Origin of the sequence: Pseudomonas fluorescens, from assembly GCF_005938625.1 — a bacterium.
In the GTDB taxonomy this organism is placed as follows: Bacteria; Pseudomonadota; Gammaproteobacteria; order Pseudomonadales; family Pseudomonadaceae; genus Aquipseudomonas; species Aquipseudomonas fluorescens_BD.
Genome location: NZ_VCNJ01000025.1, coordinates 37,056 through 54,177 on the forward strand (window position 1 = coordinate 37,056; position 17,122 = coordinate 54,177).

General features: G+C 58.9%; 18 protein-coding genes and 1 pseudogene. 13 read left to right on the top strand and 6 right to left on the bottom strand.

Going from position 1 to position 17,122, the window contains the following annotated elements; all coding sequences use genetic code 11:
• Window positions 1–5 precede the first annotated feature (5 nt).
• The 3 genes from FGA82_RS16765 (at window position 6) to FGA82_RS16775 (ending at window position 4,490) form a co-directional block, all read left to right on the top strand.
• Entirely contained in the window at window positions 6–1,022 is a 1,017-nt protein-coding gene (locus FGA82_RS16765; protein ID WP_141127906.1) for a class I SAM-dependent rRNA methyltransferase, read from the top strand.
• Between the two features lie 220 nt (window positions 1,023–1,242).
• On the top strand, window positions 1,243–4,194 hold the full coding sequence (locus FGA82_RS16770; protein WP_141127907.1) for a DUF748 domain-containing protein: 2,952 nt from the start codon (window positions 1,243–1,245) through the stop codon (window positions 4,192–4,194).
• The gene (locus FGA82_RS16775; RefSeq protein WP_141127917.1) at window positions 4,194–4,490 is read left to right on the top strand and encodes a DUF2845 domain-containing protein; all 297 of its coding nucleotides are present in this window, start codon (window positions 4,194–4,196) and stop codon (window positions 4,488–4,490) included. The genes FGA82_RS16770 and FGA82_RS16775 overlap by 1 nt, the downstream gene beginning before the upstream one ends.
• Before the next feature lie 234 nt (window positions 4,491–4,724).
• On the opposite strand, the gene FGA82_RS16780 is transcribed toward FGA82_RS16775, so the two are convergent.
• Together FGA82_RS16780 and FGA82_RS16785 are read right to left on the bottom strand one after the other, a co-directional pair.
• Window positions 4,725–5,081, bottom strand: a complete 357-nt coding sequence (locus FGA82_RS16780) for a BON domain-containing protein (protein WP_103306538.1) — start codon at window positions 5,079–5,081, stop codon at window positions 4,725–4,727.
• A gap of 296 nt (window positions 5,082–5,377) precedes the next feature.
• The gene (locus FGA82_RS16785; RefSeq protein WP_141127908.1) at window positions 5,378–5,815 is read right to left on the bottom strand and encodes a pilin; all 438 of its coding nucleotides are present in this window, start codon (window positions 5,813–5,815) and stop codon (window positions 5,378–5,380) included.
• Between the two features lie 226 nt (window positions 5,816–6,041).
• Between FGA82_RS16785 and pilB the strand changes: the two genes are divergently transcribed.
• Genes pilB through yacG form a run of 5 tightly spaced genes read left to right on the top strand, consistent with a single transcriptional unit; the run spans window position 6,042 to window position 10,653 of the window.
• Window positions 6,042–7,742, top strand: a complete 1,701-nt coding sequence (gene pilB, locus FGA82_RS16790) for a type IV-A pilus assembly ATPase PilB (RefSeq protein ID WP_141127909.1) — start codon at window positions 6,042–6,044, stop codon at window positions 7,740–7,742.
• Between the two features lie 2 nt (window positions 7,743–7,744).
• Window positions 7,745–8,962, top strand: a complete 1,218-nt coding sequence (locus FGA82_RS16795) for a type II secretion system F family protein (protein WP_141127910.1) — start codon at window positions 7,745–7,747, stop codon at window positions 8,960–8,962.
• A gap of 1 nt (window position 8,963) precedes the next feature.
• Window positions 8,964–9,836 carry a prepilin peptidase gene (locus FGA82_RS16800; protein ID WP_141127911.1) on the top strand — a complete coding sequence of 291 codons (873 nt, stop codon included), beginning with the start codon at window positions 8,964–8,966 and terminating at the stop codon, window positions 9,834–9,836.
• Window positions 9,833–10,456, top strand: coding sequence for a dephospho-CoA kinase (coaE, locus tag FGA82_RS16805; RefSeq protein ID WP_141127912.1), 624 nt, complete (start codon window positions 9,833–9,835; stop codon window positions 10,454–10,456). Before FGA82_RS16800 ends, coaE begins: the two co-directional genes overlap by 4 nt.
• Window positions 10,453–10,653, top strand: a complete 201-nt coding sequence (gene yacG / locus FGA82_RS16810) for a DNA gyrase inhibitor YacG (protein ID WP_007909902.1) — start codon at window positions 10,453–10,455, stop codon at window positions 10,651–10,653. The genes coaE and yacG overlap by 4 nt, the downstream gene beginning before the upstream one ends.
• A 5-nt stretch (window positions 10,654–10,658) precedes the next feature.
• Here the strand turns inward: yacG and FGA82_RS16815 are convergent, their stop codons facing one another.
• Window positions 10,659–10,874, bottom strand: coding sequence for a hypothetical protein (locus FGA82_RS16815; RefSeq protein ID WP_038369048.1), 216 nt, complete (start codon window positions 10,872–10,874; stop codon window positions 10,659–10,661).
• Between the two features lie 65 nt (window positions 10,875–10,939).
• Window positions 10,940–11,629 carry an energy-coupling factor ABC transporter permease gene (locus FGA82_RS16820; RefSeq protein WP_141127913.1) on the bottom strand — a complete coding sequence of 230 codons (690 nt, stop codon included), beginning with the start codon at window positions 11,627–11,629 and terminating at the stop codon, window positions 10,940–10,942.
• 194 nt (window positions 11,630–11,823) lie between these two features.
• Between FGA82_RS16820 and FGA82_RS16825 the strand changes: the two genes are divergently transcribed.
• From FGA82_RS16825 to FGA82_RS16845, 5 genes are all read left to right on the top strand, one after another.
• Window positions 11,824–12,450: a DUF1780 domain-containing protein gene (locus FGA82_RS16825; protein ID WP_007909887.1), complete on the top strand. Its 627-nt coding sequence runs from the start codon at window positions 11,824–11,826 to the stop codon at window positions 12,448–12,450.
• Window positions 12,447–12,974, top strand: a complete 528-nt coding sequence (locus tag FGA82_RS16830; protein ID WP_141127914.1) for an MOSC domain-containing protein — start codon at window positions 12,447–12,449, stop codon at window positions 12,972–12,974. The genes FGA82_RS16825 and FGA82_RS16830 overlap by 4 nt, the downstream gene beginning before the upstream one ends.
• Before the next feature lie 51 nt (window positions 12,975–13,025).
• On the top strand, window positions 13,026–13,199 hold the full coding sequence (locus tag FGA82_RS16835) for a DUF3094 domain-containing protein (RefSeq protein ID WP_007909875.1): 174 nt from the start codon (window positions 13,026–13,028) through the stop codon (window positions 13,197–13,199).
• A 63-nt stretch (window positions 13,200–13,262) separates the two neighbouring features.
• The gene (locus FGA82_RS16840; RefSeq protein ID WP_016986237.1) at window positions 13,263–14,561 is read left to right on the top strand and encodes an NAD(P)/FAD-dependent oxidoreductase; all 1,299 of its coding nucleotides are present in this window, start codon (window positions 13,263–13,265) and stop codon (window positions 14,559–14,561) included.
• Window positions 14,562–14,841: 280 nt separating this feature from the next.
• Window positions 14,842–15,249, top strand: a complete 408-nt coding sequence (locus tag FGA82_RS16845; protein WP_016986236.1) for an HvfA family oxazolone/thioamide-modified RiPP metallophore — start codon at window positions 14,842–14,844, stop codon at window positions 15,247–15,249.
• 63 nt (window positions 15,250–15,312) lie between these two features.
• Here the strand turns inward: FGA82_RS16845 and FGA82_RS32930 are convergent, their stop codons facing one another.
• Both FGA82_RS32930 and FGA82_RS32935 read right to left on the bottom strand, forming a co-directional pair.
• Entirely contained in the window at window positions 15,313–16,176 is an 864-nt protein-coding gene (locus tag FGA82_RS32930) for a methyl-accepting chemotaxis protein (RefSeq protein ID WP_432767167.1), read from the bottom strand.
• A pseudogene (locus tag FGA82_RS32935) lies at window positions 16,168–16,938 on the bottom strand (MCP four helix bundle domain-containing protein); the annotation flags it as partial. The pseudogene FGA82_RS32935 and the gene FGA82_RS32930, both read right to left, overlap by 9 nt.
• Window positions 16,939–17,122: the final 184 nt, after the last annotated feature.

The window sequence follows — 17,122 nt, forward strand, 5'->3', positions numbered from 1 at the left end:
CCCGCATGTCTTCCTTGAATCAGGCGCTGCGCGCCGCCCTCGATCAACGCCAGGATTTGCTGGCCGAGCTGCACCGCCAGGGCACCGATTGCTATCGGCTGTTCCACGGCAGCCAGGAAGGCGCTGGTGGCCTGACCATCGACCGCTACGGCCCACAACTACTGGTGCAAAGCTTTCACCAGACGCTGGAGCGTGACGACCTGCTGCAACTGCACGCTATGGTTAATCAGAGCCTGGGACTGGACACCTTGCTGGTCTACAACGACCGCTCGCGTGGCAACTCGCGCATTGACCGCGAAGACAGCGTCTATAAGGCTGACGAGGCGGCGCTGGCCGATCTGGTCGGTCACGAATGGGGTCTGAACTACCGTGTGCGCGGCCGCCATGCCGGACAAGACCCGCTGCTGTTCCTCGACCTGCGCAACACGCGCGGCTGGGTCAAGGATCACGCCAAGGGCAAATCCGTACTCAACTTGTTTGCCTACACCTGCGGCGTTGGCCTCAGTGCGGCTGCCGGTGGCGCGCGAGAAGTGTGCAACCTGGATTTCGCCGAAGGCAATCTGGCGGTCGGTCGCGAAAACGGTCTGCTCAACCCGCAGTTGCCAGAGATGGAGTTCATCCAGTCGGACTACTTTCCGGCCATTCGCCAACTCGCCGGGCTGCCGATCAGCCAGCGCCGGGGACAGAAACTACCGAGCTACCAGCGCCTCGAACAGCGTCAATACGATCTGGTTCTGCTCGATCCGCCCGCTTGGGCCAAAAGCGCATTCGGCACCGTTGACCTGCTGCGCGACTATCAGAGTCTGCTCAAACCGGCCTTGCTGACCACCGCCGACAACGGCGTGCTGATCTGCTGCAACAACCTGGCGAAAGTCAGCATGGACAACTGGCGCGAGCAGGTCCTGCGCTGCGCCGAGAAGGCCGGGCGACCGGTACGTGAGTGGAGCGTGATGACACCGGGCGCCGACTTCCCGTCCATGGACCAGCAACCACCGCTGAAAACCCTGATCCTGCAGCTCTGATCCGACCGCGCGGCTGACAACTATCCCCCTGTGGGAGCGAGCTTGCTCGCGAAGGCGGTGTGTCAGTCGGCATATTTATCAACTGAATGACCGCTTTCGCGAGCAAGCTCGCTCCCATAGTGTTTTGTGAATACAGAGAAATCTGAACAATCCTGCAGCACGGCTATTACTTCGGAACCAGAATCGCGTGCCATACTCCAAGGCACTCCGATTCAGACAGATGAAGCCGCACATGCCCAAAGGATTGATTCGCGCGATTGGCGCCTTGTTGACTGCTCTGGCCCTCTACAGCCTGCTGGGGTTTCTGATTTTGCCGGGCATCGCCCTGCGCGTGGCCAATCAGCAACTGGCCAATTACGCGACAGTGCCTGCGCATATCCAGCGTATCGAGCTCAACCCGTTCAGCCTTGAAGTCACCCTGTGGGGGCTGGTCATCGGTGAGCCAGGCAAGGAGCAGATCGGTTTCGATCGCCTGTACGCCGACCTGCAAATCGACAGCCTGTGGACCAAAGCCCTGCATCTGGCCAACATCGAGCTGGACAAGCCGAAGACCGAAATCCTTTTCGCCAAAGACGGCAAGCTCAACCTGCTGGGCCTGTTCAATGTGCCGGCCAGTGAGCCGACGCCGGCCGATCCGAACGCCAAGCCCTTCCCGCTGCGCATCGACAACATCAAACTCGCCGGCGGCGTCGTGCACTTTGAGGACGTGCGCCCGAGCGAGCCCATCGAGTTTCTCTACGACGACCTCAGCTTCGAACTGAAAAACCTCAGCACCCTGCCCGAAGACAGCGCCGACATGACCCTGGTCGCCATCGGCCCCGCTGGCGGGCGCATCGACTGGAGCGGCAATTTCAGCCTGATCCCGTTCACCTCCGAAGGCACCCTGAAAGTCACCGACGGCAAGATGAAAGCCTTTTGGCCCTACGTGCGTGATTCGGTGCCGCTGGTGCTGGAAGACGGCGTGATCAGCCTCAGCACCGACTACAAACTCAATCTGTCGAAAGAGACCGAACTACTGCTGAACAACGTGGCGGTGAGCATCGCGCCGTTCGCCATCAAGGCTCCGGACGGGCGGCCACTGGCGAAACTCGAACGCCTTGATGTCAGCGAAACCTCAGTGGACCTGGCCAAGCAACAAGTCGTGGTCGGCAAGATCCGCAGCCAGAAACTGGAAACCTGGGCAGCCCTTGAAGCCGACGGCCAACTGGACTGGCAGAAACTTTTCGCCAGCCAACCGTCGAAACCCGCCGCCAAAGCCGCCGCAGAACCGGCAAACACGCCGGCCGCAGCCGACTCGCCAAAAGCTGAACCCACTGCGCCGAGCAAACCGTGGCAAGTGCTGCTCAAAGACGTGCAATTGCGCGACTACACCGTGCATCTGGCCGACCGTTCGGCAACCCCTGCGGTGGCACTGGATATCACCCCGCTGAACGTCGACCTGCAAGATTTCGACAGCCTCAACGGTTCGCCCTTCAAGCTCAAGCTCGACAGCGGCGTGGGCAAGCAAGGCAAAATCACGGCAGACGGCACGGTCAATCTCGCCCCGGTCAACGCCCAGCTCAACGTAAAAACCCAGGACATCGACCTGCGTGTCGCGCAGTCCTACATCAACCCGTTCATTCGTCTGGAACTGCGCAGCGGCATGCTCGGCAGTGATCTGAAGGTCAATCTCAAGAGCACCGCACCGCTGGCGCTCAGCGTGACTGGCCGCGCGCAAATCGATCAACTGCACACCCTCGACACCCTGAAAACCCGCGACTTCCTCAAGTGGCAGCAAGTGGTCGTCGAAGGCCTGAATTATCAACACGGCGACAGCTTGTCGATCGACAAGGTCAACCTGTTCCAGCCGTATGTGCGGTTCATGATCAACGATGATCGCACCACCAACATTGACGATCTGCTGATTCCGCAGCCCGCCGACAGCGGCACCAAAACCACAGCGGCGAAACCGGCCAGCAACGAAAAACCGCTGGGCATTCACATTGGCGGCATCGCCATCAACGATGGCTCGGCCAACTTCGCCGACTTCAGCCTGACACCGAACTTCGCCACCGCCGTGCAGCAACTCAACGGCCAGATCGGCACCATCGACAGCCGTCAGGCGAAACCGGCCAGCGTCGATATCAAAGGCAAGGTCGACCGCTATGCACCGGTGACCATCAAGGGCGCGGTAAATCCATTCGACCCGATGGCCAGCCTCGACATTGCCACCAGTTTCAAACGCGTCGAGCTGACCACGCTGACGCCCTACTCCGGCAAATTCGCCGGGTACCGCATCCGCAAGGGTCGGCTCAATCTCGACCTGCATTACCTGATCACCAAGGGCCAGCTCAAAGCCGAGAACAAAGTGGTGGTCGAGCAATTGCAGCTCGGCGAAAAAGTCGACAGCCCGGATGCCGTGAGCCTGCCGCTGAAACTGGCGATTGCCTTGCTCAAGGACGTCGACGGCAAGATCTCCATCGAATTACCGGTGACCGGCGACTTGAACAACCCGCAATTCAGCGTAATGCCGATTGTCTGGCAGACCCTGCGCAACCTGATCGTCAAAGCCGCTGCCGCGCCATTCAAAATGATTGGCGGACTGATCAGTGGCGGCGGTTCGGAAGACCTCGGCACCGTGTCGTTTGCACCGGGCTCAAGCGATTTGAGCAAGGATGCCGAAGCCGCGCTGGTCAAACTGTCTCAGGCACTGAAGGAACGTCCGGCACTGCGCCTGGAAATCGAAGGCACGGCCGCCAAAAGCAGTGACGGCCCGTTGCTCGCCGAGCAACGCCTGGAACGTGAATACCAGTACAACTACTACAAGATGCTCCAGCGCCGTGGCGATAAAGTCCCGGCTCAGGCGTCGCTGCTGCAAGTGCCAGAGGGCGAGAAAGGTCCACTGCTCGAAGGCATCTACCGTACCCGTCTGAAGACCCAGCCTCCGGCCGAATGGAAGGATTTGGGCAAGGAAGAACGCACGGCGAAGATGCGCGAAGGCGTGATCCAGTTCTGGAGTGGCAGCGATGTGTTGCTGCGTCAGTTGGGTCAGGACCGTGCCAGCAGCATCAAGGATTATCTGGTTGATAAAGGCCAACTGGCAGATGACCGCGTGTACTTCATCGATGCCAACCTGGGCGAGGCCGAAAGCGATGGCCGCGTGGTCACGCAAATGCATCTGGATGCCGAATGATGAAACTGCAGTGGCTGGCCTTGCTCGCAATGACGTTCGCGGCCGGTCACGCCTCGGGGTCCGATACGCTGCGCTGCGGTAGCCAGTTGATCAGTCTCGGAGACCGTTCAAGCGAGGTGCTGCAGAAATGCGGTGAACCGGTCAGCCGAGATTTACTCGGCTACAAGCGCAGCGCCAATCGACGCGAAGAGTTTCAGGTCGAGGAATGGACCTACGGCCCGAACAACGGCATGTATCAATACCTGCGCTTCGACGGCAATCGCCTGCGGCAGATCACCAGCAAACGCGGTAACTGAAAAAGCAAAAGATCGCAGCCTTCGGCAGCTCCTACAGGGAAATGCATTCCAATTGTAGGAGCTGCCGAAGGCTGCGATCTTTTGCTTCTAAAAATAGAACAGGCCCCGACACAAGTGGCGGGGCCTGTAATGGTCACATCCGTGTGACCGTTCGCATGAACTCTAAAGTTGCGGCAGACGTATTGCTCGGCCCGTCTGTCGCGCCTTCTCCCGGTCCAGGCGAGAAGTCATGCCTTACTCGGCTTTCAGGCCGTCAGCGGAGACCGCTTTGACGCCTTTGATTTTCTTGGTGATTGCGACAGCGGTCGCTTTCTGAGCGTCAGTCACCGCAACAGTCGACGACAGCGACACAACGCCTTTGTTGGTTTCTACTTTGATGTCAGTGCCTGGGATGCCTTTTTCGGTAACCAGGTCGCTTTTGACTTTGGTGGTGATCCAGGTGTCGGAAGTAGCTTCTTTCGCCTTGGTGACTTCACCGGCAGCCAGAGTCATTGGAGCCTGGGTAGCCTGGGTGGATTGTGCGAATGCACCGGAAGCCATGGTCAGGGTCAGCGCGGTAGCAGCAGCGGCAGTGATAGCGAACTTCTTCATACGAGTAACTCCTGTTTTTCTGGAAAGTCTGCTGGATTACTTGTCAGCAGGGTTACCGAGGTAGTTGCGAACGTTGTGCCAACTTTTTGAAAGATACAAAACCTATATAAATCAATAGCTTATAGATTATGAAAAATTCCGGATTCATGCAAAATGCATGACCAGGGGAATATTCACATGCAAGTTGCGGTTTTTTGGAAAGTTCCTAAGACGCTGAAATTATTGAGACTTTTATTTTCACCGAGTAAAGGAAAATGCCCTGCATAGCAGGGCATTGGGTCGTCACACGCTAGCAATCATGTACCGCTGGCGGTACAGCCTTTTGGCGAATAATCCGCGTTAACAGTAGTGCCACAGGTCCACACACCAGAGGTATTACCGGTAGCAGCGCCGGAACGAGTGAGCGTGATGGTTTTACCCAGTACCGGTCCCGGAGCGTTGAGCAGCGTGCAACTGATGCTGCCAGCGCCCGTCGCCGCTGTGCCTGTAACCGCCAACGTACAGTTGGAGGTAGTGGTTGTACCGCCATTCACAGCGGTTATATCTGGAGCGGTACCTTGGTTGATGGTGTCCTCGAACGGCACCTTCATCGCACTGATCTCCGCCAGCCCCGCCGTCACCTTTGACCGCGCCTGGTACTTGGAATACTGCGGCAGGGCGATGGTCGCCAGAATCCCGATGATCGCCACCACGATCAGCAGCTCGATCAGAGTAAAACCTTGTTGTTTTTTCATAGACACGCTCCATGCATGAGTCGAAATCTCATGATCTGAAAGGGACGCAGCATAGGCCATGCCAATGCCTTCCAGGCCCCGCCCATTGGACGCGAAGCGTGTACAACGCAATTTCCTACAACCTGCAACCGCACTATCTGACACTTTTTGTCACCTGCACCCGACGTGTTTGGCGCTGTCACTTGACTAGGCTATAAGTCATGAACTGCAAGCGTGCGGAATCCCCATGAATGACATCGCTCTGAGCGGTCTGGCCAAGCAATTGGTGCAGGCCGAACTGCTGACAGAAAAAAGCGCCCAGCAAGCCTGGCAACAGGCCCAGCGTAATCGTTTGTCGCTGGTCAGCTATCTGGTGCAGAACAAACTGATAAAAAGCTGGCAGGTGGCCGAGGTCGCCAGCGAGCATTTTGGCATGGCGTTCCTCGATCTCAATTGCCTCGACAAGGAAACCCAGCCCAAAGGGCTGGTCAGCGAAAAACTGGTGCGTCAGCACCATGCCCTGCCCCTGTGGCGGCGTGGCAATAAACTGTTCGTGGGGATCTCCGACCCGAGCAACCATCAAGCGATCAACGACATTCAGTTCAGCACCGGGCTGAGTACCGAAGCCATTCTGGTCGAGGACGACAAACTCACCGATGCCATCGAAAAGTTCTTCGACACCCACGCCAGTGGTCTGGAAGACATGGCCGATGTCGATCTCGAGGGCCTCGATGTCGAATCCGTCGACGACAGCAAGCAGGACGCCATCGGTGGCCTCGACGCCGACGATGCGCCAGTGGTGCGTTTCGTGCACAAGATGCTGCTCGACGCGATCAAAAGCGGCTCCTCCGACCTGCATTTCGAGCCTTACGAGAAGAACTACCGGGTGCGGGTGCGCACCGACGGCATCTTGCGCGAGGTGGCCAAGCCACCGATTCAACTGGCCGGGCGCATCGCCGCACGCCTGAAAGTCATGGCCAGCCTGGATATTTCGGAACGGCGCAAACCCCAGGACGGGCGGATCAAGATGCGCCTGTCAAAGAGCAAGTCGATCGATTTCCGCGTCAACACCTTGCCAACCCTGTGGGGCGAAAAAGTGGTGATCCGGATCCTCGACCCGTCCAGCGCACAGATCGGCATCGACGCCCTCGGCTATGAGCCCGAGCAGAAGGATCTGTACATGGCCGCACTCAAGCAGCCACAGGGCATGATTCTGGTCACCGGCCCCACCGGCTCGGGGAAAACCGTGTCGCTGTACACCGGCCTGAATATCCTCAATACCGTCGACATCAATATCTCCACCGCCGAGGACCCGGTAGAGATCAATATGGAAGGCATCAATCAGGTCAACGTCAATCCCAAACAAGGGCTCGACTTTGCCCAGGCGCTGCGCTCGTTTCTGCGCCAGGATCCGGACGTGATCATGGTCGGCGAGATCCGCGATCTGGAAACCGCCGAGATCGCGATCAAAGCCGCGCAGACCGGCCACCTGGTGCTCTCGACCCTGCACACCAACAGCGCCGCGGAAACCCTCACGCGCCTGCACAACATGGGCATTCCCGGCTTCAACATCGCCACCTCGGTCAGCCTGATCATCGCCCAGCGCCTGGCGCGAAAACTGTGCAGCCACTGCAAGAAACCCATCGAGATCCCCCGCGAAACCTTGATCAAGGAAGGTTTCCCAGAGGAACGCATCGGCCATTTCACGATCTACGAGCCGGTCGGTTGCGATCACTGCAACGGCGGCTACAAAGGACGCGTGGGAATATATGAAGTGGTGAAAAACACACCAGAGCTGCAACGCTTGATCATGGCCGAAGGCAACTCGCTGGAAATCGACCTGCAGATGCGCCGCGACGGCTTCGACGACCTGCGCACCTCCGGGCTGCACAAGGCCATGCAAGGCATCACCAGCCTTGAAGAAATCAACCGGGTCACCAAGGACTGAACATGGCGGTCAAGGCAGCGAAAATCAGTGTTTATGCCTGGGAAGGTACAGACAGGAAAGGCAGCAAAGTCACCGGTGAACTAAGCGGACAGAACCCGGCACTGATCAAAGCGCAACTGCGTAAACAGGGGATTAATCCCGGCAAGGTACGCAAGAAGTCCGCCTCGTTGCTGAGCTTTGGCAAACGCATCAAGGCCCAGGACATCGCTCTGTTCACCCGGCAAATGGCGACCATGATGAAGGCCGGTGTGCCGTTGCTGCAGTCGTTCGACATCATTGGCGAAGGCTTTGAAAACCCGGCCATGCGCAAGCTGGTGGACGAGGTCAAACAGGAGGTTGCGGCCGGTAACAGCTTCGCCACAGCCCTGCGCAAGAAGCCGCAGTATTTCGACGAGTTGTATTGCAACCTGGTCGATGCGGGCGAGCAGTCCGGCGCCCTCGACACGTTGCTGGAACGGGTCGCAACCTATAAGGAAAAAAGCGAACGGCTCAAGGCCAAGATCAAAAAAGCCATGACCTACCCCACCGCCGTGGTGCTGGTGGCGGCAGTCGTGACCGGGATCCTGCTGGTCAAAGTGGTGCCGCAATTCCAGTCGGTGTTCTCAGGGTTCGGCGCCGAACTGCCGGCCTTCACCCTGATGGTGATCAGCCTGTCGGAATTCATGCAGCAATGGTGGTGGGCGATTCTCGGCGCGCTGGTCGCGGCGATCTTTGGTACTCGCCATGCACTGAAAACATCTCAGGCATTACGCGATCGCAAAGACACGTGGCTATTGAAACTGCCCTTGGTGGGCACGCTGATGTACAAGTCCGCCGTGGCGCGATTCGCTCGAACCCTGTCGACCACATTCGCCGCCGGTGTGCCGCTGGTGGAAGCGCTCGACTCAGTGGCCGGCGCTACCGGCAATGTGGTGTTCAAGCGTGCTGTGCTGCGGATCCGCCAGGACGTCTCCACCGGCATGCAGCTGAATTTCTCGATGCGCAGCACCGGAGTCTTTCCCAACATGGCTGTGCAGATGACCGCGATCGGCGAAGAGTCCGGCGCGCTGGACGAGATGCTCGACAAGGTCGCGGGGTTTTACGAAGAGGAAGTGGATAACATGGTCGACAACCTCACCAGCCTCATGGAGCCGTTCATCATGGTCGTGCTGGGGGTGATCGTCGGCGGGCTGGTGGTGGCCATGTACCTGCCGATTTTTCAACTCGGCTCAGCGATCTGACATGCCTATCGACGAACTGTTCGCCCTGTATCCGCTGGCCTTTGTCTTCACCGCCCTGTTGCTCGGTCTGGTGGTCGGCAGCTTCCTCAACGTGGTGATCTGGCGCCTGCCGAAAATGCTCGAGCGCGACTGGCGCCAGCAGGCCCACGACGTGCTCGGTTTGCCCGGCGAAACGCCACTGCCTACCTACAACCTGATGCTGCCGCACTCCGAATGCCCGCATTGCGCCCACCGGATCCGCCCGTGGGAAAACATTCCCCTGCTCAGCTATCTGTGGCTGCGTGGGCGTTGTTCAGCATGTACCGCACCAATCAGCAAACGTTATCCGCTGACCGAGCTGGCCTGTGGGTTGCTCTCGGCCTTCATCGCCTGGCACTTCGGTTTCGGTTGGCCGGCGTGCTTGCTGATTGTCCTCACCTGGGGTTTGCTGGCGATGAGTCTGATCGACACCGAGCATCAACTGCTGCCCGATGTGCTGGTGCTGCCGTTACTGTGGCTGGGACTGATCGTCAACAGCTTCGGCCTGTTCGTGCCGTTGCACGATGCGCTGTGGGGCGCGGTGGCCGGTTATATGGCGCTATGGTCGGTGTTCTGGCTGTTCAAGTTGCTGACCGGCAAGGACGGCATCGGCCATGGTGATTTCAAGCTGTTGGCGCTGCTCGGCGCGTGGGGCGGTTGGCAGATTCTGCCGCTGACCATCCTGCTATCATCGCTGGTCGGCGCCATTATCGGAGTGATTTTGCTGCGCCTGCGCGAGCAGAAAACCTCGACGCCGATCCCCTTCGGCCCCTATCTGGCAATTGCCGGCTGGATTGCCTTGCTCTGGGGTGGTCAAATAACCGACTTCTATTGGCAGTTTGTCGGTTTGAAATGAATACCCCTGTGGAAAAACCCTGGATTCTCGGCCTCACCGGCGGCATCGGCAGCGGCAAAAGCGCGGCGGCCCAGCACTTCATTGATCTGGGTATCCACGTGGTGGATGCCGATCACGCGGCGCGCTGGGTGGTTGAGCCGGGGCGCCCGGCGCTGGCGAAAATTGCCGAACACTTCGGCCCCGGCGTATTGCAGGCCGATGGCACGCTGGACCGCGCCGCCCTGCGCAAACTGATATTCGAAGTGCCGGAGCAACGGCGCTGGCTCGAAGCGCTGCTGCATCCGTTGATCGCCGAGGAAATCGCTCATCATCTGGCGCTGGCAAAATCGCCTTACGCGATCCTGGTGTCGCCGCTGTTGATCGAATCCGGGCAATACGCCATGACCCAGCGCATCCTGGTGATCGACGCCCCGCAACAACTGCAAATCGAACGTACCTTGCAGCGTGACCAGACCAGCGAGCAGCAGGTTCAGGCGATCCTCAAGGCCCAGTCGAGCCGCGAAGACCGTGCGAGCCGTGCCGACGACGTGGTGGTCAATGACCGCGACCTCGCCTGGCTGCACAGCGAGGTCGAGCGTCTGCATCACTTTTACCTGACTTTATCCGGAGGCCAAGCATGAGCCAGATCCCCACCGTTGAATGCCCGACCTGCGGCGCCCCCGTGGAATTCACCGCCGAAAACAAGTTTCGGCCGTTCTGCTCCGATCGCTGCAAACTGATCGACCTCGGCGCCTGGGCGTCGGAAGAACACAAGATTCCGGTCGCACCGGACGCCGAAGATGAACTGTTTTCCGGCGATTTCGATCCGCGCCATTGATCCGGTCAGGGCCGCATAAAGCCGTAGTCCTGATTGTCGTCGAGGTTTTCCGCGAGAAAACGCAACTCGTCGGCCAGGTCTTCGGCGTTGCGCACGGCCTTGCTCTGCTGCACCACGGCACTGAGCAAGGCGCGCAAACTCAACCCCGGATCAAAGCCCACCTCCTGTGCCATGTCCAGACTCTGCCGAGTTTCCTGCCTCGCCCACTCGTAAACACTCATGCCGCTGCTCCTGAAGGGATTTGCGCGAGCATGAAATTTCCCGCGCACGGCGGGTTTGATATGGATCAAGACTTGGGGTCATCGTCCTTCCACGGCGCCGAAAGGTAGCGCGTGCGATTGAATGTCTCCAGCCATTCCGGGCAAAACACTACCAGAGCACTGACGACCATGCCGTTGATGAACGCCTCGGGAAACAGCAGCAGCCACAAATAGCCGACGAAATCTTCCAACCACTCCGGCATGGCGAAAATACCGTCGTACCACAGCAACGTCAGGCTCAGGATCAGGCACAACAACGCTGAAAGCGCGGCGGCAAAAAAACCGGAGCAGAAGATATAAACGAACGGATTACGTGGCTGTGCGCGCTCGACGACGATCGCCACGCATTCGGTGATCAACACCGGTAACAGAATCAGCAGCGAACCGTTGACCCCAACGGCCAGCAGATCCTGACGGCCCAGTAGCACCAAACCGATCTGCGCGACCAGGCCACCGACAATCGCCAGCGGCCAGTCCAGCAGCAACGTTACCGCCGTCATGCCGATGAAGTGATAAGACACACCCGTGTCGAAATCCCTGCGCACCAGCCACAACAGAAACAATGCGAACACGGTGCCAAACAACAGATGCTGACGGCGGGTGTCACTGAACAACTCGACCCACGGCGCGCGCGCAATCGCCCAGAGCAGGGCCGGCAGATAGATCAACCAGCCGAGCGTCAGGCTTGCCGAGGACAGCAGTTCAACTCCGATCATTGTCCCTCACCTTTCCTGCGCCACATCCCCTTGTAGGAGCTGCCGCAGGCTGCGATCTTTTGATCTTGATCTTTTACAGTCAAAAGATCGCAGCCTTCGGCAGCTCCTACAAGTGCGCGATGACGCGGCGGTTTGTAAGCATCAGCCCAAGCAAAGCTTTCTGCTTGTCGCAATTGAACGCTAAGCTTGGGCCTATGGATGACTCAGATTATTTACGCCTGCTGACCATCGCGGCCGAGCAGGCCAACGCCTTTCTGTCCAATGCCCGCAAATGGGAGCGTGAGCGTTGGGTTTGCCAGCGCCTGCTGCAAGGCCTGAACATCCCCTACCGCGCCGACGAGTTCGCGCCGGCCGGCGAGCCGCCAGACGTGCTGTTTCGCGATGCCAATTTCGAGGTGTTCTTCGTGCTCGATGAGGGGCGCCGACTAAACGACGAGTGGCGCGACGAACTGCAGCGCCGCCGCAGCGCCTTTTCTCTCAGCCAACTGGTGCGCCGCGAAGCCAAGCCCAAGCGGATTCCGGCCAACGAGTTTTTGCTGCGACTGGCACCGACCTTGCGCAAGAAAGCGCACAACTACAAGGAACGCGGCATGGATCTGGGCGAACTGGACATCATTGCTTTCGCCAGTCTTAAACGTGAGGTGCTGGATTTGAACAGCCATTTCCCGCCGCCGACCGAATATCTGCGCCAAGGCTGGCGTTCGTTATCTCTGGTCGGCCCGACCTTCGCCCGCGTGCTGTTCGCCCACCCGGACGCGCCGGACTTTCTGCGCAGCAACCTCGGCCGCAGTATCGTCTTCGACGTCGGGATCAGCCTGTGACGCCACTGCAGCAATTAATCGCCGATGTCCCGCAAACCGGACGTGTGCGCTGGATCGGTGTGCGTCCGGAGTCGCGAGGGCCGATGATCGAACTGGATGCCGTCGAGGCGCGACTGGAAGCAGGATTGACCGGCGACCACGCGCGCCCCGGTGTGCGTAACGCGCGGCAGGTGACGCTGATCCAGTCGGAACATCTGGCGGTGATCAGTGCATTGATGGGCCGCCCTGACGATCAACCCGTGAGGCCTGAAGACTTGCGGCGCAACCTCGTTATCAGCGGTATCAATTTGTTTAGCCTCAAGGGTCGGCGCTTTCGCATCGGTCAGGCAATATTCGAAACCACGGGCTGGTGTCAGCCCTGCGCACGCTTGCAGAACAACCTCGGCCCGGGCACGTTTCAAGCGGTGCGCGGACATGGCGGAATTACCGCGCGGGTGTTACAAAGCGGGATCATTCGCCTTGAAGATAGCGTGAGCGTCGAACCGGTTCCGGACAGCGGCTATGCTGCGTTCAACCCCGGATAAAAACCGCTGTAGCTTCTGCCCATTCAGCAACGTCTACCTGACGAGGCAAATATGACCAGCCGCCTGAACCCTGAAGACCAGAAACATGTCGAAGAGTACCTGCAACTGTCCCAACACCGAGTCGAGCGCCGGCCTTTCCGGCCGTGGATGCTCCTGGTGCTGGTGCTGGCAGTGACCATTGGTCTGGGCTTGTTGAGCCGATTTATCAGTTACCTGACGCTATGAGCTGCCTCGCGCTCGCTTGGGTAACCGCACCGATTTCCTTTAAAAACCTTGCGAGTTATCCCTATGTCCCATCGTATTGTTATTGTCGGCGGCGGCGCCGGCGGTCTGGAGTTGGCTACCCGTCTGGGTAAGACTCTGGGCAAACGCGGCACGGCCAGCGTGATGCTGGTCGACGCCAACCTGACGCACATCTGGAAGCCTCTGCTGCACGAAGTGGCCGCCGGCTCGCTGAACTCTTCCGAAGACGAACTCAACTATGTTGCCCAGGCAAAATGGAACCACTTCGAGTTCCAGCTGGGGCGCATGAGCGGGCTTGATCGCGCACAGAAGAAAATCCAGCTGGCCGCCACTTACGACGAAAACGGCGTAGAACTGGTGCCTGCACGTGAAGTGCAATACGACTCGCTGGTGATCAGCGTCGGCAGCACTACCAACGATTTCGGCACTCAGGGTGCGGCACAGCACTGCCTGTTCCTCGACACCCGCAAACAGGCCGAGCGCTTCCATCAGCAACTGCTTAATCACTATCTGCGTGCACACGCCGGGCAAACCGATGTGGTCGAGCAAATCAGCGTTGCGATCGTCGGTGCTGGCGCCACGGGCGTTGAACTGGCGGCCGAACTGCACAACGCCGCCCATGAACTGGCGGCTTATGGTCTGGACCGGATCAAACCGGAAAACATGCACATCACTCTGATCGAAGCCGGTCCACGGGTGTTGCCTGCCCTGCCGGAGCGCATCAGCGGGCCAGTGCACAAGACCCTGGAAAAACTCGGGGTCAATGTGATGACCAACGCTTCAGTCAGCGAAGTGACCGCCGACAGCCTGATCACCGCCGATGGCAACGAGATCAAGGCCAGCCTGAAAGTCTGGGCTGCGGGTATTCGCGCGCCGGGTTTCCTCAAGGACATCGACGGCCTGGAAACCAACCGCATCAATCAGCTGCAAGTGCTGCCGACGCTGCAAACCACCCGCGACGAGAACATCTTCGCCTTCGGCGATTGCGCTGCGTGCCCGCAACCGGGCACCGATCGCAATGTGCCGCCGCGTGCACAAGCCGCGCACCAACAGGCGTCGCTGCTGGCCAAGTCGCTGAAATTGCGCATCGAAGGCAAGACCCTGCCGGAGTACAAGTACACCGACTACGGCTCGCTGATCTCGCTGTCGCGTTTTTCGGCGGTGGGTAACTTGATGGGCAACCTGACCGGCAGCGTGATGCTCGAAGGCTGGCTGGCGCGGATGTTTTACGTGTCGCTGTATCGCATGCACCAGATGGCGCTGTACGGGCCGTTCCGCACGGCGATGTTGATGCTGGGTAGCAAGATTGGCCGAGGCACCGAGCCGCGTCTGAAACTGCACTAAAAGACCTTGTAGGAGTGAGCCTGCTCGCGATAGCGGTGTGTCAAACGACAACGATGTTGTCTGATACACCGCTATCGCGAGCAGGCGAAGGCCTACATTTGATTTATGATTCTGTCTCGTAATGTATCTGCGTCCGTAATATCTAACCTTCGCTTACAAACTCCCCTGCTGCGCGACACAGACGCGATACACCGCCACCGCTTAATGGCCACACCCGAGCACACCTGCTCAGGCTTTTGTCCTTAATGTGTGGTTGCGTTGTGCAGCCAGGAGAATCCAAATGTCCCGTACTTCGACCCTCGGTAAAAAATCCATTGGCCTGATCGGCGCCGCACTGGCTGGCGGCTTGATGTTGTCCGGTTCGGTGTTTGCCGCTCAACCACTGGCGCAGGGCTACATGGTCGCCTCGGCGGAAACCTCGGTGAAAGCGCCGGAAGGCAAATGCGGTGAAGGCAAATGTGGCGATGCTTCGATGGCCAAGACTGACAGCGATGGTGACGGCAAGGTCTCCCGCGCCGAGTTTCTGAAAGTCGCGCCGAAGTCCGACTTCGACAAGATCGACACCAACCATGACGGTTTCATCGACGAGCAAGAGGCCTACAACAACGTGAAGGCCAACTTTGAAGCCAATGGCAAGAAGATGCCGAAAGGCCTGTTCGAGCACCTGAAAGATCAAGACGGCGCCTGATCAGCAGAAAAAACCAAGCCGCGCGTCTCGTGAGAGAAACGCGGCTTTTTCACGCCTGCCCGTTTACAACTGGAAGCGCCGCACCATGCCCTGCAAGGCGTTGGCCAGTTGCGACAATTCATGGCTGGACACACTGGTCTGGTCAGCGCCTGCGGCAGAACGTACCGACAAATCACGAATGTTCACCAGGTTGCGATCGACTTCCCGCGCGACTTGCGCTTGTTCTTCCGCAGCGCTGGCAATCACCAGATTGCGCTCATGGATCTCGTGCACCGACGCGGTAATGGTTTGCAGCGCCTCACCGGCGCGCTCAGCCAACGCCAGCGTGGTCGTCGCACGCGCGGTACTGGCCTGCATCGAATCCAGCGCCAGGCTCGAACCATTGCGCATGCCCTGGACCATCTGCTCGATCTCCTGAGTCGATTGCTGCGTACGATAAGCCAGCGCCCGCACTTCATCGGCCACTACGGCAAAGCCTCGTCCGCTCTCGCCGGCGCGCGCCGCTTCAATCGCCGCGTTGAGCGCCAGCAGGTTGGTCTGCTCGGCAATCGCCCGAATCACATCCAGTACTTTGCCGATGTCCTGCGACTGGTTGGCCAGTGATTGCACCAACTCACCAGTCTGTTGCACATCACTGGCCAGAGCATTGATGGCCGTGGCGGTCTCACTGACGCGCACCTGCCCCAGATGCGCCGACTCGCTGGACTGACGGGTCGCGTCAGAGGTCGACACCGCATTGCGTGCGACCTCTTCCACTGCGGCCGTCATCTGATTGACCGCAGTCGCGGCCTGTTCAATTTCGTTGTTCTGCTGTTGCAGCCCCTGTGTACTGTCGAGCGTCACTGCATTGAGTTCATCGGCAGCGGTGGCCAGTTGCGTGGCTGAACCACTGATGCCTTGCAGCATCTCACGCAGGTTCTGCTGCATGGTCGCCAGAGCCTTGAGCAAGCGACTGACTTCATCGTTGCCATGGGTTTCGATCGGCCGGGTCAGATCGCCCTGCGCCACACTTTCTGCGGCGCTCACGGCACTGCTCAGCGGACGAACGATACTGCGCGTGAGCATCATCGCCAGTGCCACCGTGGCCAGCGCGGCCAAGGCAATGAACAAGCTGACAATCGTGCGCGAGTTTTCGTAGTGTGCTGCAGACTTCTGGCTTTCGGCGGCGACCTGTTTGGCGAACAGGTCCGCCAGATCATTGAGTTGCTTGCCGGAGCCATCGACGACGGTTTTCATGTCGACCAACAGCAACTTGGTCAGCTCATCACGTTTGCCTTGTTCAGCGAGGGCAAAGGATTGAGCGATGCCACTGCGATACGCGGCGAAGGTCTTTTTGAACTGGTCGTATAGCTGCTGGCCTTCCGGAGTGTTGACCAGCTTGTCGTAGGCGGCGATTTTCTCGCTCAGCTCCTTGTCGCGGGTATCCATCTGGCTGCGGTAGGTGGCGAGATTGTTCGCGTCCTGATCCAGGGCCATGCGCAACGAGATGGTGCGGATGCGCAGCATGATCTCGCGAATCTCGTCGCCGCCACGAATACTCGGCAGCCACTGATTTTCTACCGCGACCTCGCTGTCGCGAATACTCGACATCTGCCCCAGCGCAAACACGCCGAGCAATGCCACCAACACCGCGATCAGGGCGAACCCCAGGGCCGCCCGGGGAGCAATATTCAACTGACGAAGCAACATGACGAACGCCCTTATTCTTGTATTGGCCAGATTCAAGGGGCGAAGCCATGGCAGTCCCCTCTTGTTAGCGGGCTATCGGCAGGTTGTATGACGACTTGAAGGGGAAATGAGTTTTTGTCGGACAAAAAAAATCCCCGTATCTTTCGATACGAGGATTTTTAATATGGTCGGGGTAAGGGGATTC

Bases quoted from the DNA above. Each gene is read 5' to 3' on its own strand.
- FGA82_RS16815 (WP_038369048.1), bottom strand. From the start codon at position 10,874: ATGAGTGTTTACGAGTGGGCGAGGCAGGAAACTCGGCAGAGTCTGGAC.
- FGA82_RS16825 (WP_007909887.1), top strand. From the start codon at position 11,824: ATGGATGACTCAGATTATTTACGCCTGCTGACCATCGCGGCCGAGCAG.
- FGA82_RS16765 (WP_141127906.1), top strand. From the start codon at position 6: ATGTCTTCCTTGAATCAGGCGCTGCGCGCCGCCCTCGATCAACGCCAG.
- FGA82_RS32930 (WP_432767167.1), bottom strand. From the start codon at position 16,176: ATGCAGCAGAACCTGCGTGAGATGCTGCAAGGCATCAGTGGTTCAGCC.
- FGA82_RS16785 (WP_141127908.1), bottom strand. From the start codon at position 5,815: ATGAAAAAACAACAAGGTTTTACTCTGATCGAGCTGCTGATCGTGGTG.
- FGA82_RS16840 (WP_016986237.1), top strand. From the start codon at position 13,263: ATGTCCCATCGTATTGTTATTGTCGGCGGCGGCGCCGGCGGTCTGGAG.
- coaE (WP_141127912.1), top strand. From the start codon at position 9,833: ATGAATACCCCTGTGGAAAAACCCTGGATTCTCGGCCTCACCGGCGGC.
- FGA82_RS16795 (WP_141127910.1), top strand. From the start codon at position 7,745: ATGGCGGTCAAGGCAGCGAAAATCAGTGTTTATGCCTGGGAAGGTACA.
- FGA82_RS16820 (WP_141127913.1), bottom strand. From the start codon at position 11,629: ATGATCGGAGTTGAACTGCTGTCCTCGGCAAGCCTGACGCTCGGCTGG.
- FGA82_RS16770 (WP_141127907.1), top strand. From the start codon at position 1,243: ATGAAGCCGCACATGCCCAAAGGATTGATTCGCGCGATTGGCGCCTTG.
- pilB (WP_141127909.1), top strand. From the start codon at position 6,042: ATGAATGACATCGCTCTGAGCGGTCTGGCCAAGCAATTGGTGCAGGCC.
- FGA82_RS16780 (WP_103306538.1), bottom strand. From the start codon at position 5,081: ATGAAGAAGTTCGCTATCACTGCCGCTGCTGCTACCGCGCTGACCCTG.
- FGA82_RS16800 (WP_141127911.1), top strand. From the start codon at position 8,964: ATGCCTATCGACGAACTGTTCGCCCTGTATCCGCTGGCCTTTGTCTTC.
- FGA82_RS16835 (WP_007909875.1), top strand. From the start codon at position 13,026: ATGACCAGCCGCCTGAACCCTGAAGACCAGAAACATGTCGAAGAGTAC.
- yacG (WP_007909902.1), top strand. From the start codon at position 10,453: ATGAGCCAGATCCCCACCGTTGAATGCCCGACCTGCGGCGCCCCCGTG.
- FGA82_RS16845 (WP_016986236.1), top strand. From the start codon at position 14,842: ATGTCCCGTACTTCGACCCTCGGTAAAAAATCCATTGGCCTGATCGGC.
- FGA82_RS16775 (WP_141127917.1), top strand. From the start codon at position 4,194: ATGAAACTGCAGTGGCTGGCCTTGCTCGCAATGACGTTCGCGGCCGGT.